At 58.3% G+C, this 15,078-nt stretch carries 14 protein-coding genes and 1 tRNA gene; 11 read left to right on the plus strand and 4 right to left on the minus strand.

All coding sequences use genetic code 11. From position 1 onward, the window contains the following. Positions 1-40: 40 nt before the first annotated feature. From AC1DQ3_RS11740 to AC1DQ3_RS11765, 6 genes are all read left to right on the plus strand, one after another. Positions 41-1,309: an HlyD family secretion protein gene (locus AC1DQ3_RS11740; protein ID WP_477120365.1), complete on the plus strand. Its 1,269-nt coding sequence runs from the start codon at positions 41-43 to the stop codon at positions 1,307-1,309. Beyond that, a complete protein-coding gene (locus AC1DQ3_RS11745; RefSeq protein WP_477120366.1) occupies positions 1,267-3,432 on the plus strand; it encodes a peptidase domain-containing ABC transporter in 2,166 nt (721 codons plus the stop codon). The genes AC1DQ3_RS11740 and AC1DQ3_RS11745 overlap by 43 nt, the downstream gene beginning before the upstream one ends. 2 nt (positions 3,433-3,434) lie before the next feature. Continuing rightward, a complete protein-coding gene (locus tag AC1DQ3_RS11750) occupies positions 3,435-4,850 on the plus strand; it encodes a TolC family protein (RefSeq protein ID WP_477120367.1) in 1,416 nt (471 codons plus the stop codon). A 9-nt stretch (positions 4,851-4,859) separates the two neighbouring features. Beyond that, the gene (locus AC1DQ3_RS11755; RefSeq protein WP_477120368.1) at positions 4,860-5,816 is read left to right on the plus strand and encodes an aldo/keto reductase; all 957 of its coding nucleotides are present in this window, start codon (positions 4,860-4,862) and stop codon (positions 5,814-5,816) included. Between the two features lie 18 nt (positions 5,817-5,834). After that, the gene (locus AC1DQ3_RS11760) at positions 5,835-6,377 is read left to right on the plus strand and encodes a CPBP family glutamic-type intramembrane protease (RefSeq protein ID WP_477120369.1); all 543 of its coding nucleotides are present in this window, start codon (positions 5,835-5,837) and stop codon (positions 6,375-6,377) included. 469 nt (positions 6,378-6,846) lie between these two features. Continuing rightward, the gene (locus AC1DQ3_RS11765) at positions 6,847-7,917 is read left to right on the plus strand and encodes an MBL fold metallo-hydrolase (protein ID WP_477120370.1); all 1,071 of its coding nucleotides are present in this window, start codon (positions 6,847-6,849) and stop codon (positions 7,915-7,917) included. 46 nt (positions 7,918-7,963) lie between these two features. On the opposite strand, the gene AC1DQ3_RS11770 is transcribed toward AC1DQ3_RS11765, so the two are convergent. Both AC1DQ3_RS11770 and AC1DQ3_RS11775 read right to left on the minus strand, forming a co-directional pair. After that, positions 7,964-8,590, minus strand: coding sequence for a LysE family translocator (locus AC1DQ3_RS11770; RefSeq protein WP_477120371.1), 627 nt, complete (start codon positions 8,588-8,590; stop codon positions 7,964-7,966). A gap of 146 nt (positions 8,591-8,736) precedes the next feature. Beyond that, on the minus strand, positions 8,737-9,522 hold the full coding sequence (locus AC1DQ3_RS11775) for an IclR family transcriptional regulator (protein ID WP_477120372.1): 786 nt from the start codon (positions 9,520-9,522) through the stop codon (positions 8,737-8,739). 97 nt (positions 9,523-9,619) lie between these two features. Between AC1DQ3_RS11775 and AC1DQ3_RS11780 the strand changes: the two genes are divergently transcribed. From AC1DQ3_RS11780 to AC1DQ3_RS11800, 5 genes are all read left to right on the plus strand, one after another. After that, positions 9,620-10,588, plus strand: a complete 969-nt coding sequence (locus AC1DQ3_RS11780) for a tripartite tricarboxylate transporter substrate binding protein (protein WP_477120373.1) — start codon at positions 9,620-9,622, stop codon at positions 10,586-10,588. A gap of 62 nt (positions 10,589-10,650) precedes the next feature. Continuing rightward, positions 10,651-11,334 (plus strand): RraA family protein, encoded by a 684-nt coding sequence (locus tag AC1DQ3_RS11785; protein WP_477120374.1) that lies wholly within the window; start codon positions 10,651-10,653, stop codon positions 11,332-11,334. Next, complete coding sequence (locus AC1DQ3_RS11790) at positions 11,331-12,278, plus strand: NAD(P)-dependent oxidoreductase (RefSeq protein ID WP_477120375.1); 948 nt, start codon at positions 11,331-11,333, stop codon at positions 12,276-12,278. The genes AC1DQ3_RS11785 and AC1DQ3_RS11790 overlap by 4 nt, the downstream gene beginning before the upstream one ends. 68 nt (positions 12,279-12,346) lie before the next feature. Further along, complete coding sequence (locus AC1DQ3_RS11795; RefSeq protein ID WP_477120376.1) at positions 12,347-13,330, plus strand: Bug family tripartite tricarboxylate transporter substrate binding protein; 984 nt, start codon at positions 12,347-12,349, stop codon at positions 13,328-13,330. A 3-nt stretch (positions 13,331-13,333) separates the two neighbouring features. Then, positions 13,334-14,284, plus strand: a complete 951-nt coding sequence (locus AC1DQ3_RS11800; RefSeq protein WP_477120377.1) for an SMP-30/gluconolactonase/LRE family protein — start codon at positions 13,334-13,336, stop codon at positions 14,282-14,284. 117 nt (positions 14,285-14,401) lie between these two features. Here the strand turns inward: AC1DQ3_RS11800 and AC1DQ3_RS11805 are convergent. Next, a tRNA-Met gene (locus AC1DQ3_RS11805) sits at positions 14,402-14,477 on the minus strand. Between the two features lie 278 nt (positions 14,478-14,755). Beyond that, on the minus strand, positions 14,756-14,992 hold the full coding sequence (locus AC1DQ3_RS11810) for a methyltransferase family protein (protein ID WP_477120378.1): 237 nt from the start codon (positions 14,990-14,992) through the stop codon (positions 14,756-14,758). Between the last annotated feature and the right edge of the window lie 86 nt (positions 14,993-15,078).

Genomic DNA, 15,078 nt, shown 5'->3' on the forward strand with positions numbered 1-15,078 from the left:
CCCCAAGCCACGTTAGATGCCGCGACGAAATTACTGAATCATGCAGAAGAGCGAACTGTTCAGGCGCGAGGCAGCGGAAGCACTATCTTCACACCAAGTTGGTCCAATTATTCTCGCCAGTGAAAAGATACACTCAACCGTCGCGGTGCTCGCGATGCTGGTCTTTGTCGGCATCCTGATTTTCATGGTGTTGGGTAAATATACTCGGCGCACCGAGTTAGTTGGCCAACTAACCCCAACGCATGGAACTGTGAAGGTGTACACGCAGCAACCTGGTCGGATAACCGCCCAACTGGTGGAAGAAGGGCAAGTTGTGAAGGCGGGGGATCTGTTGTTTCGCGTGTCAACCGATCGAATAACTGCGCGCGGCGACGCCTTGGAAGGTATCGGGCGGCAGGTCGAAGAGCGCTTGACAAGACTGCACGATGAGCGCGCTCGTTCTTCGGAAATTTTGCAAAAAGAGATGCGTGCCCTGAACGATCGCGTCGTTGGTTTGGTCCGGGAGACCAAGCAGATTCGAACTCAAATTCGGGTGGCAATGGAACGCGCCAATGTTGCGAAAGAGCTTGCGGGTTCCTATCAGTCGCTCGTCGCTCAGGATCTTGTAACAAACGAACAATATCAGATCAAACGCGCAGAATACCTTGACCAACAAGCAAGAGTCAATGCCTTAAATCGCGAATTGATCGGTGTCATTAGGGAAATAACCGCGCGCCGCAGTGAGGCGGCCTCCGCGGAGTTGAAGCTCAGGAATGATGCGTCCCAGTTGGACAGGCAGATCGCCCTTACAAGAGAAGATCAAATTGAGGCCGAGGCACGTGGGAAACTGGAAATTCGTTCACCAGTCAGCGGGATGGTTACGACGATTACAGCGTATCTCGGTCAATCGACAGATTCCACAAAACCGATTGCGGCGGTTGTCCCATCCAATGAACCCCTAGTGGCTGAGCTCTTTGCGCCTTCGAGTGCAATCGGATTTGTCGTCCCGGGCCAAGAAGTCTTAATTCGACTGCAAGCCTTTCCATACCAAAAATTTGGTCACGTGTCCGGAACGGTCGCAAGCGTGTCGAGGACTTCCCTACCGCCAAATGAGCTTCCGGGGGCGCTAATTGCTGAACCTAGAGATGGCCGCCCGGTTGAGCCGGTATATAGAGTGACTATCTCCTTGCAGGAACAAACTGTCCGGGCTTTTGGAAAAGACGTCTCGCTGCAGGCTGGCATGACAATTAAAGCAAGCATTTATCAGGAAACACGACGCATATATGAATGGGCGTTGGAACCGCTGTTTACCGTTTCTGGCAAACTATGATCGACTTTATAGACCGGCTCAGTTTTGGATTTGGAAAGACTTTTTCTCCAATTTTTCAATCGGAATCGAGTGAATGTGGACTTGCTTGCTTGGGAATGATCGCGCGAAGCTATGGTCATGAAGTTAGCTTATCAGAGCTCAGAACGAAATTTCCACAGTCATTAAAAGGCACCACATTAATTCAGCTAATGAGTCTCGCGGGAGAACTGAATCTAGGCTCCCGGCCCTTGAAAGTCGACTTGGATGAGATAGGTCAGCTACGCCTACCGGCGATTTTGCACTGGAAGTTTGACCATTTCGTGGTCCTGAAAGAGATCAAACGAGGGCAGTACGCTATAGCAGATCCCGCCATTGGCCTTCGACGTATAAATGTCGAGGAATTTTCGCGTTCATTCACAGGTGTCGCTTTGGAGGTTTGGCCCTCTCCGCAGTTCGAGACTAAGGCCAAGGCTCCGCCAGTATCAATTGGGTCACTGTGGGGTGCGCTAGTTGGCCTGAAGCACTCCTTGTTCAGAATATTCGTGATGGCGGCTTGCCTGGAGCTCATTGCGCTCACGGTTCCTCTATTAACACAGTGGGTAATCGATGGAGTACTTGTAACATCTGATCGAGACCTGCTGAATCTGCTCGTGCTCGGATTTCTACTTGTAACAATCGTACAACAGATCGTCAGCGTTACCCGATACAACGCAATAATGTACTTTGGCACATCGTTGGCCGTGCAATGGAAAGCCAAAGTTATGGATCATTTGGTAAAGCTACCGACAGATTACTTTGACAAGCGGCATCCAGGAGATATTGTTTCACGGTTTTCTACCATAGAAATAATCCAGAGGACCGTTACGCTCTCAGCGATAGAAGGAGTTATCGATGGTTTCGTAGCAATCGCTACGATAAGTCTGATGCTTTACTATAACGCCTGGATGACGGCGATTCCTATCGGGTTCATGTTCCTCTATGCGATTGGCCGAATGCTGCGATATATGCCTCTTCGAGAGGCTACATTGGAGGAGTCAATCCACGGGGCCAAAGTATCCAGCCATTTTTTGGAAACGCTGCGCGGACACAGAACAATAAAAATCTTTGTTAGACAGGCAGAACGGGTTAGTGCTTGGCTCTCTCTGCTCGTCACCCAAACGAATGCGAATCTTGCGATACAGAAAATCGGGATTATTTTCCACTCCGGGAACGCCATAATTGCAGCCGTAGAAAATATTCTAGTCATATGGATTGCGGCAAATGCGGTAATGGATGAAAAGATGACAACGGGGCTTTTTGTCGCATACCTCGCTTATAAGAATCAATTTGATTCGAAGATTACGTCATTGATAGATAAATTCTTCGAATTCAAGCTTCTAAACGTCCAAATGGAGCGACTCTCGGATATTGTTCACACTCCTCAAGAAGGGTCGTTAAGGCGCGCATGGTCCAGCGCAGAGCTTGGCGACTATTCACTGCAGTTCAGCGGAGTTTCGTTCCGTTACTCGCCTAGCGACCCTTTCGTTTTGCGTGACATCAATTTCTCAGTAAAAAACGGAGAATCAGTGTGTATCGTGGGGCCATCTGGGGAAGGAAAATCTACGCTTGGCCATTTAATACTAGGGCTTAATCCGCCTACCGGAGGCGAAATCCGAATTGGGGGTGTCCCGCTCGCGGAGGTTGGACTTGACGGCCTACGCGCGAGAGTCGGCGCTGTACTTCAAGACGACGTTCTCTTTGCAGGTTCCATTGAGGAGAACGTTTCATTTTTTCAGGATAATCCTGATCTTGTGTGGATCAAGGAATGCTGTCGAATTGCTAAAATTGATGATGATATCCTAAAAATGCCAATGGGTTACCGTAGCCATATAGGTGACCTTGGAACGGGTCTCTCCGGGGGGCAAAAGCAGAGACTAATGTTGGCGCGTGCGCTGTATAAGCGACCGAGCATTCTACTTCTCGACGAAGCGACGAGTCATCTCGATCCACTCAATGAAAAGCTGATTAACGATGAAGTGCGAAAACTAAAAATTACCCGAATTGTGATCGCGCACCGCGAGGAAACGGCAGCAACGGCTGACCGTATTGTGGAACTTCGCGAAGGCCGCATATTTAATCGCCAAAGCGACATGGTGAGCGCCTAACGATGTCGACAAAAATTGTGAGTCGGCGAGCTGCCAGCGTGTTCTTTTACCGATTTCTTTTCATCGTATTATGTTTGATTTTGATACCATGCGACGCGGCCTTGCTTGATTTGGTGGTGCCGCCGCCAAATAGCGAAGACATAATGGTGAATGGCGACCCGTGTGATAATATTCACACTAGCAGGAAGATGGATCTGCCTGAACTCTCTTCGCTTGCACTATGCCGGAATCCGGAGATCAAAATATCGCTTGCACAGATATTAAGGCGGCGCGCTATTCTACTTCAGAATCAGAGTTATTATTATCCGAAGCTCGATTCATCTGCATATGTGGGAGCGCTGGACAAGGAAATAAAATACCATGACATAGATTTCAGCGAGCGCAGCAGGGTGAATACAAACAATGTTCAAGCAAATTTGTCATGGCTGATATACGACTTCGGAGCTCGCGAGGCATCGAATGCGGCAGCTCGGGGGCTTGTGTCGGCAGCTACTTCGAATCTAAGTGATGCGGTACAGGTTACCCTCAGTGAGACTGCGAAGAGATACTTCGAGTATCGGGCCGCGGTGTCGAGACTGGATGCATATCTTGAGGCAGAGCGTAGTTCGATTGCGAGTCTCCGGCTCGCAACAGCACACCACCTTGCTGGAATAGGACAGCTCTCCAATGAGCTCCTGTTGATGGCGAATCGCGAGAGGGCGACTCTAAATAGAGTCCAGGCAGAGACAGCGCTTGACGCTGCTAAGGGTAATTTGCTCTTCTATGTGGGTCTCGGAGGAAGACCGCAGGTGGATATCACGCTATCGGAGGTGAAGCCTGATTCACTAACGACAATCGATACAGACGTTGTCGATGCTGCGACGCGCGGTGCCATCAGCGGAAACCCGAAGGTAATCGCCGCAGAAGCCCAAGTTGCATCGGCTGAGCACTCTTTTCACGCCAGCGCTCGAGAAGGGATGCCAACTTTATCCCTCGCAATGTCGGCATCGCGTAGCAGCGCGTTGCCAAGCGATCAGATTGCGCAAACGTCCACAGTGAAAACCGCAGTCATCCAAGTGCGCATCCCTTTGTTTGACGGATTCTTACAGCGGTCAAAGATACAGATTGCGAAGGCTGATCTACTGGCAAGGCAAGGAGAGTTAGATCGTTTAACGCGGAAAACGTCGGAGGATGCATGGCAAGGATACGTGAACTGGCGAGGCGGAGTTCAGCGCTTGAGAGCGGCGTCGCGTTTGTTGGAGGCCGCCGAGAGAAGCTCCGAAGTTGCTCGAGGTAGACAAAAGGCAGGTGTGGGCGACGTTTTTGAAGTTCTTCGGGCGCAAGATGATTTGTCTACATCGCGTCTGCAATATGTCGACGCCGTGCGTCAAATAGAACTATCAAAGCTGCAGATCGCATTAGCATTAGGCAGAATGTGAGGAAATGGTATGGAATATAGGTCTTTCGCAAAGACAAATATGGTTGTGTCCACCGTGGGGCTCGGATGCAACGGATTCGGTTCTCGTATTTACAGAGATGATGCCGAATCAATAATAAAAAAGGCGATGGACCTCGGTGTTAATTTTTTTGACACGGCGGACATTTATGGAAATCAAGGTTCTGCTGAGACTATTCTCGGAGACACGCTCAGAAGCGGGCGAGAATCATTTTTTATCGCCACTAAATTCGGCGGAGCAAAAAATGTCGATAAGGTGCCCGGGCAGATGGCGATATTTATAAGAAACTCTATAGAGTTAAGTTTGCGCCGATTGAGGTCGGACTATATCGATCTGTATCAATTGCATTATCCGGAAAATGAAGATGACATGGAACAGGTATTCCGTACCCTTGATATCTTGAAACAAGATGGAAAGGTGAGGTACATTGGCTGCTGTAATGCACCTGCCTCGCTGTTGCAAAAATTTGATCTTTTGGCCGAAGAATATGGGTGCGAAAGGTTTATCGCTGCGCAATTGGAGTGCAATGCGCTGCGGGCCTCTCTTTTGAAGCAAGAATGCGACGCTGCAATTCGGGTGGGTCGCTCACTGATCCCCTTTCTTCCACTTGCAGGTGGTGTTCTGACAGGGAAGTACAGGGGCGGGAGGGTACCTCTACCAAACACGAGGTTGGGTAATTCATCAACAATCTCAGCGCGATATCTTAGTCGAGATAAGCGCGCAATCACAGACAGGCTATTCGACTACGCGAATCAGAGGGGCATGGACCTCGTGGCGTTATCCGTCGGATTATTGCTTGCCGAGGAGCCCATTTCGACAGTGATTGCGGGGGCGAGCAACCAGGAGCAACTCGCTCATAACGTAACGGCTAGCCAGCGATGGAAGCTGACGACTATTGAACGTGCAGAGATTTATGCCATATGCACTGCCGGCGATGTTGGTTACTGATATTCGGACAGTTGGGATATGAAGAAAAACAGTTCTAGCCGCTTTCTACTCGATTGTCTAGGGAATATGAACTCTTGGGCAGGCTACGCGTTCGCGCGTCTTGCCGTCACACGATGGGCGGAGTCTAGAGTCATCCTGGTGCCGGTATCCGCTTTAGCTATTCTTGCCCTGCAATGGTTAATGTCAGTTTCCAGCCGGGCCTTGTTCGGCGACTTCGCCACGGCAGAAGACCCACTGGAGAAGTACAATTATCCGCTGCAAATCGTATTTGGGGTATTTATTGCGCCATTTTACGAGACGCTTATCTTTCAATGGCTATTGATTGCGTCTGCTAGACGGGTGWGGCTGGGATGGCCAATGGCATGGTTGCTCTCGATCGTCGTGTTCGCAGGCGCCCACGACTCGATTGGACGCTGGTTTGTTGGTATGGCTATAGCCGGAGGGGTGTTAGCCGGAGTGTATATTATCGAAAGGCATAAGTCGGAAGGCAGGCCAATTACGACGACTTTTCTTGTGCATGCGCTCTTCAATGCGATAGTGTTCTCGGCCCTAGCGATCTAACCGTTCAAGGTTTTAACTCGCCCGCGGACGCGGGCCATCGCTGGCCCTTGCGATCGAAATTGATCGCAGAAATAGTCCGAGAAACCGCTGGGCACAAGGCTCTGCTCTGCCGCCCTACAATATGCGTTTCACCGTGTCGTAAGCCTTACCTCAGGGGCTTTCCACATCTCCGGYCATGAGATTCGAGACGGCTGCCGCGCTGCAGCATCCAAAGCAAAGGGCTGTTGTAGCGCACTATTTCCGCCCGCTGGCGGACCATAACCGATTCGGGATCCGTGCCCTATACTCAAAAGGTCTTTGCAGCCCATCGCGGTGGGCACTATCCCTATCACATGCAGCATACCTGACCTATCGCGCCGCTCCCCCCGGCGCTGCTCCGTTCGCTTGCTGGATCCGTGGATACCGTGCTTCGATCCCACGTATCTTTGCCGACAAGATCAAAAACACGGTCAGCAATGCGAGGTAGATCATGGCAGAAGGAACAGCTGTCCCCCATGGGCGCAAGACTCAGCACGCGCCAGCCCTGGAAGAAGTCCACATCTTCTGGATCACCGCAGGCCTCGGCCGCGATGGCGACTCCGTTTTCATGAACGCGCTCTGGAAGCTGGTGCTGGCCGTTGCCGCGCTGTTCTTATTCGCGGGCGCAGCCCTGGCCACGGACGATGGCGTGACTCTCGATCGCGCCCCTTACGCCAAGCGGCCCTTGCTGCCTGACTTCACCGCGGCGCCTTGCCCGGATAATCCGCGCGGACTGGTGCAGATCAAGGGTAACCTGTACCGGCACACCACCGGGGCGGGCCTGGCCGTGCACAGCGGGCTGGTGCTGATCACCAGGGAAGGCGCAGTGGTCATCGATCCGGCCATGACCTGCACGGCCACATGGCTGCGCGACGAGATCCGGAACCGCTTCAAGGTGGGGGTCAAGTACGTGATCTATACCCACGGGCATGCGGACCATATCAGCGGCGCCCAGGTCTTCCAGCGCGACGGGGCCATCGTGGTGGCGAACCAGCGGGCGGTCGAGCCGATCGTGGGGGAGCGGATTCCCACCGCCCTGCCGGACCGCGTATTCGATCGCGACATGACCATCCGCCTCGGTGGCGAGACCATCTTGCTGCATTGGGTGGCGCCCAGCCATTCGAACAGCATGATCATGATCCTGTTTCCGAAGTACAAGGCATTGCAGTGCACGGATGTGTGCGAGAGCCATTCGATGCCGTACAACGATTTTCTCGATTTCTATTACGACGGATGGATCGAAACGCTGGACTGGGTGCTGGCGCAGGATGTGGATGTGATCGATGTGGGGCACTACACGCCCGCTACGCTGCAGGACGAGCGTGCGCTGCGGGCCTATATGATCGATCTGCACAAGCAGGTGCTGGATCTGGTCAGGCGAGGGCAGTCATGGGATGAGCTGTACCGCAATGTGAAGTTCAGCGACGAGGTGAAGTCGTGGACGGCTTATGACTCGATGCGGTTTCCCAACATCCTTGGGATGTATCGCTGGGTTTCCAACCATCGGCGCGGCGAGTGGTAGGCAGCGACAAGAGGCTCTTCTTGAGCGCGTGCATTGCGGCCCATGCCTACATCCGCGACGTTGCCAGCCGCGCGGCGAGCCCCAGGAACACCACCCCCGCGAACCGGTTCAAGGCGCGCTGCGCGCGTGCCGAACGCAGCAGCAGGGCGCCGAACATGGCCGAGCAGCAGGCGATGACGGAGAAGACCAGCAGGGTGGCGATGATAAAGACCACGCCCAGCACCATGAACTGCAGCGCGATATGCCCACGGTCCGGCGCGACAAACTGCGGCAGGAACGCGAGGAAGAAGATCACAACCTTGGGGTTGGTCAGGTTCATCACGACACCACGCCGATACATGTGGCCAACGCCAACCTTGTCGGCGCTGCCTTGGGACATCTCGCCCGCCGGGGCGCGGAACGCCTGCCATGCCAGGTAAGCCAGATACAGGGCGCCGGCGATCTTGAGCGCCACGAATGCGACCTGGGATGTGGCGAACAGCGCGGCCAGGCCAAAGGCAACCGCTGCCGTATGCACCAGCAGCCCCGTACACAGGCCAAGCACCACGACCATGCCGGCGCGGGGCCCGCGCATGGCGGATTGCAGCAGCACAAAGACATTGTCCGGGCCCGGCGTCAGGCCAAGCACCAAGGCAATGCCGAAGAATGGCAATAGTGTCTCAAGCGGGGGCATACATTGGACTCCTCGGTTGCTGCCGATAGTGCCACAATTTGCGATGCGGTACCGGGCGAAAGCCGTGGCCGGACCATCGGGAACGCCATCCGGAAATTGCCAGCCTGACAACGTTTCGTGTCAGGGTGACGCATCGGCATGACGCCTCACGGATGCCATGTCGCCGGACTGCCCGCAGCTGCCGCCGGCGAGGGACGTTGGCGCCCGGCCATCGCATAGGAAAGCTGGTTGGCCGCATCCACCACCGTTTGCGCCAGGGCAGTCAAGCGCTCTTCGTCCAGGCGCGAGGTCGGCCCGGAGATGCAGGCGGACCCGAGCAGCCGCCAATGCAGGCCGAATACAGGCGCCGAAACGCTGGAGACTTCCGGCTCGCGCTCGCCCATCGACAAGTGATATCCCCGCCGCCGGATGGATTCATAAGGCTCGCCAGGTTCTCCCGAGAACGCGAGGATGACGCGCCCCGGCGCGCCGCTGTCCAACGGCAGCGCGGAGCCGATGCGCACATGGTGCCGGATGGCCTGCGGTCCCTCGACGCGCACCAGGCACATGCGCTGCTGGCCTTCGCGCACGTAGAACGATGCGCTTTCCCCCGTCTTGATCGTCAGTTCCCGGAGCACCGGCTCCACCACTTCATACACGTTGAAGGTGGCCTGGTAGCACGCGCCCAGCCAGCCAGCGGCACGCCCGAGCCGCCAGCTGCCGTCTTCCTTCTGCACCAGGTAGTTGTCGGCCGCCAGCGTGCGCGCCAGGCGCAGCACCGTGGTCTTGTGGAAGCCCGTGCGCCTGCTGAGTTCGGCGAGTGTGAGCTGGGCATCGCTTACGCCGAAGGCTTCCAGTACGCGCAGCGCCCGCCTTACCGCAATGACGCCACCGCCGGCGTCGTCGGCCGCGTCGCCGGCGGGTAGCGGAGTTGATGAGTCCGATGAGTCCATATCGTGGAATGCGTTGCGTACAGTGAAACCGTATTGTACTCCGTGCAACGAACATCCAGAATCCATTCCAACAAAAAACGAGATTCGGAGACAAGCAATGAACCTGCTGCGCCGCGGCCTGACAACCGCCATTCTCTGCGCCCTGGCCCTTCCGGCCCTGGCCCAGACCTATCCCGCCAAGCCAATCCGCGTGATCGTGCCGTTCCCGGCCGGCGGCGGCACGGACATCATTACCCGCGAGGTGACCAACAAGGTGGCCATGGCCATGGGCTGGCGTTTCGTGGTGGACAACAAGCCCGGATCGGGTGGCAACCTTGGCGTGGATGCTGCGGCCAAGGCCAGCGGCGACGGCTACACCATCGTGCTGGGCCAGACCAGCAACCTGGCCATCAACCCCACGCTTTACCGCAAGCTGCCCTACGACGTGGCGAAGGACCTCACGCCGGTGAGCCTGGTGGCTAGCGCGCCGCTGGTACTGGTGACCACCATGGATTCGCCTTACAGGACGCTGGCCGATGTAGTCACGGCCAGCAAGGCCAGGCCGGGCGCAATCAACATGGCCTCGCCGGGCAACGGCACGGTGGCGCACCTGACCAGCGAGCTGTTCCAGAAGACGGCCGGCATCAAGCTCACCCACGTGCCGTACAAGGGCGCGGCCCAGGCCGTCAACGACCTGATCGGCGGCCAGGTGCAGTTGTACCTGTCGTCGGTGCCGACGCTGATCGGCCATATCCGCAACGGCAAGATGCGCGCCCTGGCCGTCACCTCGGCCAAGCGCATGGACGACCTGCCCAACGTGCCCACCATTGCCGAGTCCGGCTATGGCGGCTTCGAGGCCGTGACCTGGTTCGGCTTCGTGGCGCCCGCAGCCACGCCCAAGGACATCGTGGCGCGCCTGAATGCCGAGTTCAACAAGGCGCTGCAGGTGCCCGAGCTGAAGAAGAAGCTGAACGACCAGGGCGCCGAGGTATTGGGCGGTACGCCCGAGCAGTTCGGCACCCTGATGAAGAAGGACATCGTCCGCTGGTCGGCTGCCGTCAAGGCGTCCGGCGCCCAGATCGACTGATCCGCGCCATTCCTCACCACCCAAGTTATCTCTCGTCCCCAAGCGTTCCAGGAGCCATTGCCATGAGCTTGCCCGACATCATCAGATTTTTCGACCGCGTACCCGCCGACATCGTCGCCCGGGCCGCGAAATTCCAGCCGGCGATCCTGGCCGACGTGGCCGGCCGCCGCGGTGCGCTGCACGGCCGGATCAGGGCCCTGCGGCCGCACATGAAGCTCGCGGGCACCGCCTTCACCGTGGAAGTGCGCCCTGGCGACAACCTGATGATCCACGCCGCGCTGGCGCTGGCCCAGCCCGGCGACGTGCTGGTGATCGACGGCAAGGGCGACCAGAGCAGCGCACTGATGGGTACCATCATGATGAATGCGGCGCGCCAGCGCGGCATCGCCGGCGTGGTGATGGATGGCGCGGTGCGCGACAGCCTGGACATCGATGAGATGGACTATCCGGTATTCTCGGTGGGAACCAATCCCAACGGCCCGACCAAGGAAGTAGGCGGACGCATCGGGCACCCGGTCTCGGTCGGCGGCGTGACGGTCAATCCCGGCGACTTCATCTGCGGCGATGCCGACGGCCTGGTGGTGGTCGAGCGTGAAAAGATCGCATCGCTGCTGCCGCTCGCCGAGCACAAGGAAGCCGCCGAAGCGCGCCGCATCGCTCAGATAAAAGAAGGCAAGACCAACGCCCCTTGGCTGCTCGCCTCGTTGATCACGGCCGGCGTGCTGAAAGAAGGAGAGACGCTGTGAGCAACAAGCCTGCGATCCTCGTCACCGCGGCCGACCTCGCGCCTCAGGCGGTAGCACTGCTTGCCGACTACGACGTGGTCTACGCCGGCAAGACGCCCCAGGCCGCCGATCTGGTGGCGCTGGCGCAGCGCCACAACCCGGTCGGCATTATCGTGCGCTACGGCGCAGTGACGTCGGAACTCATGGATGCCGCGCCCGCGCTGAAGGTCATCTCGAAGCATGGCAGCGGCACCGACACGATCGACAAGGCCGCCGCCGCGGAGCGCGGCATCGAGGTAACGGCCGCCGCGGGCGCCAACGCGGCCGCGGTGGCGGAACAGGCCCTGGCCTTGCTGCTGGCCTGCGCAAAATCCGTGGTGAGGCTCAATGAGCGCATGCATGCCGGCTGCTGGGACAAGGCCACGCACAAGAGCCTTGAGCTGGCCGGCGGCACCATCGGCCTGATCGGGCTCGGTGCCATTGGCAGGCGCTTCGCCAGGATGTGCGATGCCATGGGCATGCGCGTGATTGGCTTCGATCCGTTCGCCGGGGATCTGCCGGACCATATCGAGTCCGTGGACCTGGAAACGATCTGGAGGGAAGCGGACGCGATTTCGCTACACTGCCCGCTGACCAGCGAAAACAAGGCGATGATCAATGCGCAGACCCTGGCACATTGCAAGAAGGGCGTGATTCTCATCAACACGGCGCGCGGCGGGTTGATCGACGAGCCCGCATTGCTGGCCGCGGTGCAGTCGGGACAGGTAGCCATCGCCGGGCTGGACAGCTTTGCAGTCGAGCCGATGACAGTGCCGCATATCTTCCACGGCCAGCCCGGCTTTGTGCTGAGCCCGCACATCGGTGGTGTGACCCGCACCGCCTATGTGAACATGGGCGTGATGGCGGCGCGTAACACGCTTGGCGTGCTGGACCGTGCGGATGCCCCGGTCCCGGCCAAGGTCTGAAGATCGAAGGCGGCCCCCGTTCGGGCCAGGAAAAGACAAAGCAGGAAAAGACAAGGCAGGAGACGACCATGAAAACCAGATCGAACCGCGCGCCGGTGCTGCGCCGCCATGCGCTGGGCGCGATTGCGTTCATCGCCATTTCAGCGCACGCGCAGACCTGGCCCGACAAGCCGGTCAGGATCGTCGTGCCCTATCCGCCGGGCGGCGCCGTGGACGCCGTGACCCGCAAGATGGCCCAGCGCCTCAGCGAGCAGACCGGCCAGAGCTTCGTGGTGGAAAACAAGGCAGGCGCCACCGGCACCATCGGCACCGCGCAAGTGGCGCGTGCCCCGGCCGATGGCTACACGCTGCTTGCCAACGACACCACGTATTCGTTGTTGCCGCATATCTTCAAGAAGCTGCCGTTCGACTACGCCAGTGACTTGCAGCCGGTGGCCGCCTTCGTGTTCGCGCCGATGGCCGTGGCGGTCAAGGCCGACGGCAAGTTCAAGACCATGAGCGACCTGATCGCCGCTGCCCGCGCAGGCGACGGCAAGGTGAGTTATGGCTCGGGCGGCGCTGGCACGACGCCGCACTTCGCCAGCGAAGCCCTTGGCGTGGCAACCGGTACGCACTTCATGCACGTGCCGTTCAAGGGCGCGGGCGAGGCCACGATGGCGCTGCTCGGCGGCACCGTCGACTACCAGATCGCCTCCACGCCCGGGGTCATCGGGCAAGTCAAGGGCGGCAGCCTGCGCCTGCTGGCGGTGAGCGGCAACAAGCGCCTGGCAGCGCTGCCCAACGTGCCGACATTTGCCGAGGCCGGCGTCAAGGGCTATGGTGTGGTCAATTTCACCGGCCTGTGGGCACCCAAGGGCACGCCGCCGAAGGTACTGGAACGCCTGCAAAAAGAAGTGGCGACGGCGATGGCCTCCCAGGATATGAAGACCTTTGCCGAAGGCATTGGCGCGGAGCCTGGCTATTGGGATGCCTCGGCGTTTTCCAGGCAGCTTGCCGAGCGCACGGCGTTCTGGGGCAAGATAGCGGCCAATACCACGTTTGAAAAGCAATAAGCCATGTTCCTGCTGAATGCCCCGGAAGTCCGTGAGCTGGACGCTTTTACCCGCATGCCGGCGCGGTACCGCCAGCCCAGGCGCACGGTCTGGGCCGACGCCAACCAGGGCGGGCGCGAGATCGACGCCTTCCTGGAGGGGCCGGTGTTCGATGACGCCGGCAATCTCTATGTCACCGATATCCCCTACGGCCGCGTCTTTCGCATCGATCCAAAGGGCGACTGGGAACTGGTGGCGCAGTGGGACGGCGAGCCCAATGGCATGAAGTTTCTCAGTGCGAGCGAGTTGCTGGTGACGGACTATCGCAACGGGCTGATGCTGCTGGATATGCGCAGCGGCAAGGTGGCGCCTTACCTGAGCCGTCGCAATACCGAGAGCTTCAAGGGCGTCAACGACCTCACCATCGATTCGCAACGGAACATCTACTTCACGGACCAGGGGCAGACCGGCCTGCATGATCCTACGGGTCGCGTCTATCGCCTGAGCGCCGCGGGCCGGCTGGAACTGCTGCTCTCCAACGTGCCCAGCCCCAACGGCATCGTACTGTCCCCCGACGAGCGGTTCCTGTTCGTGGCGGTGACGCGCGGCAATTGCGTCTGGCGCATGCCGATCCTTGCCGATGGCGGCGTGTCCAAGGCGGGGCAGTTCTTTACGTCGTATGGTCCGAGCGGCCCGGACGGGCTGGCCATGGATGCGTCGGGCCGGCTGCTGGTGGCGAACCCGGGGCTGGGCTATGTGTGGGTGCTGAACCACCGCGCCGAGCCGGTACAGGTGCTGCGCGGCACTGCGGGGCATTCCCTGACCAATCTTGCCTTTGGCGGTCCGGCCGGCAAGTCCTTGTTCGTGACGGACTCCACGGCGGGGGACATCCTGCGCATCGAGATGGAGGTGGCGGGACTACCGATAGGCCCACGCAAGAAAGACGCAAAGCTGCAAGCACAGCCCGGAGGATAGCCATTGGGGCGAGTTCGGCGCGGACGACCAACGCGGCCGGATGAATGCGCCTTGCCACCGGCTCGCGGGGCAAATGCAAAAAGCCCGTGCGGCGAGAACCGTACGGGCCTTGGAATCTGGTTGCGGGGGCAGGACTTGAACCTGCGACCTTCGGGTTATGAGCCCGACGAGCTGCCAACTGCTCCACCCCGCGGGCCGAAATATACGCGGGTTGGCTGGTAATGGAAAGCCTTAATTACAGTTTCTTCCAGCAGCGGCCAGTGCACCTGCTGGAATCGATCGAATCAGACAAGGTAAGTCTGCTGCGCCACGTCTGGAGCACAACGTCCAATTAGCGGTTGAGGCTTTCTTGAGCGAAAGTGCGGCCGGCGACGCAAGTTGCCTGGGAAAATCCTGGGAGGTGGCGAATTTGGCTTCTTTCCGTGGAGATCCGGAGCTATCACCAGGATCCACCCCCGAAACCGTCCGCCTTCAGCCCTGGCTGCCGTCCTTCGACTCCGGCACGAGACTGAACCGCGCGGACAGGTCCTCGGCGCCTGACGCATCATCGGTCCGCACAAGCCCCTTCGCGGTGAGCTTGGTCAGTGTCCGGGCAGCCTGGATCGGGCTGACGCCCGTGGCCTTTGCGACCTGATATGCATCCATCGGAGTGCCCGCTTTCTTCAGGGCGTCGATTACTGCCTGGCGAGTATCGTGATTGTTGTTCATTTCCGGGTGTCGGTTGAGTCTGCTCAGACTAGACGAGGTAGGCCGCCGGCGCAACCCCGCATTCTCGCGGATAGATTGCTCCAAAA

The sequence above is a fragment of the Cupriavidus sp. 01T418 genome, from assembly GCF_056398885.1.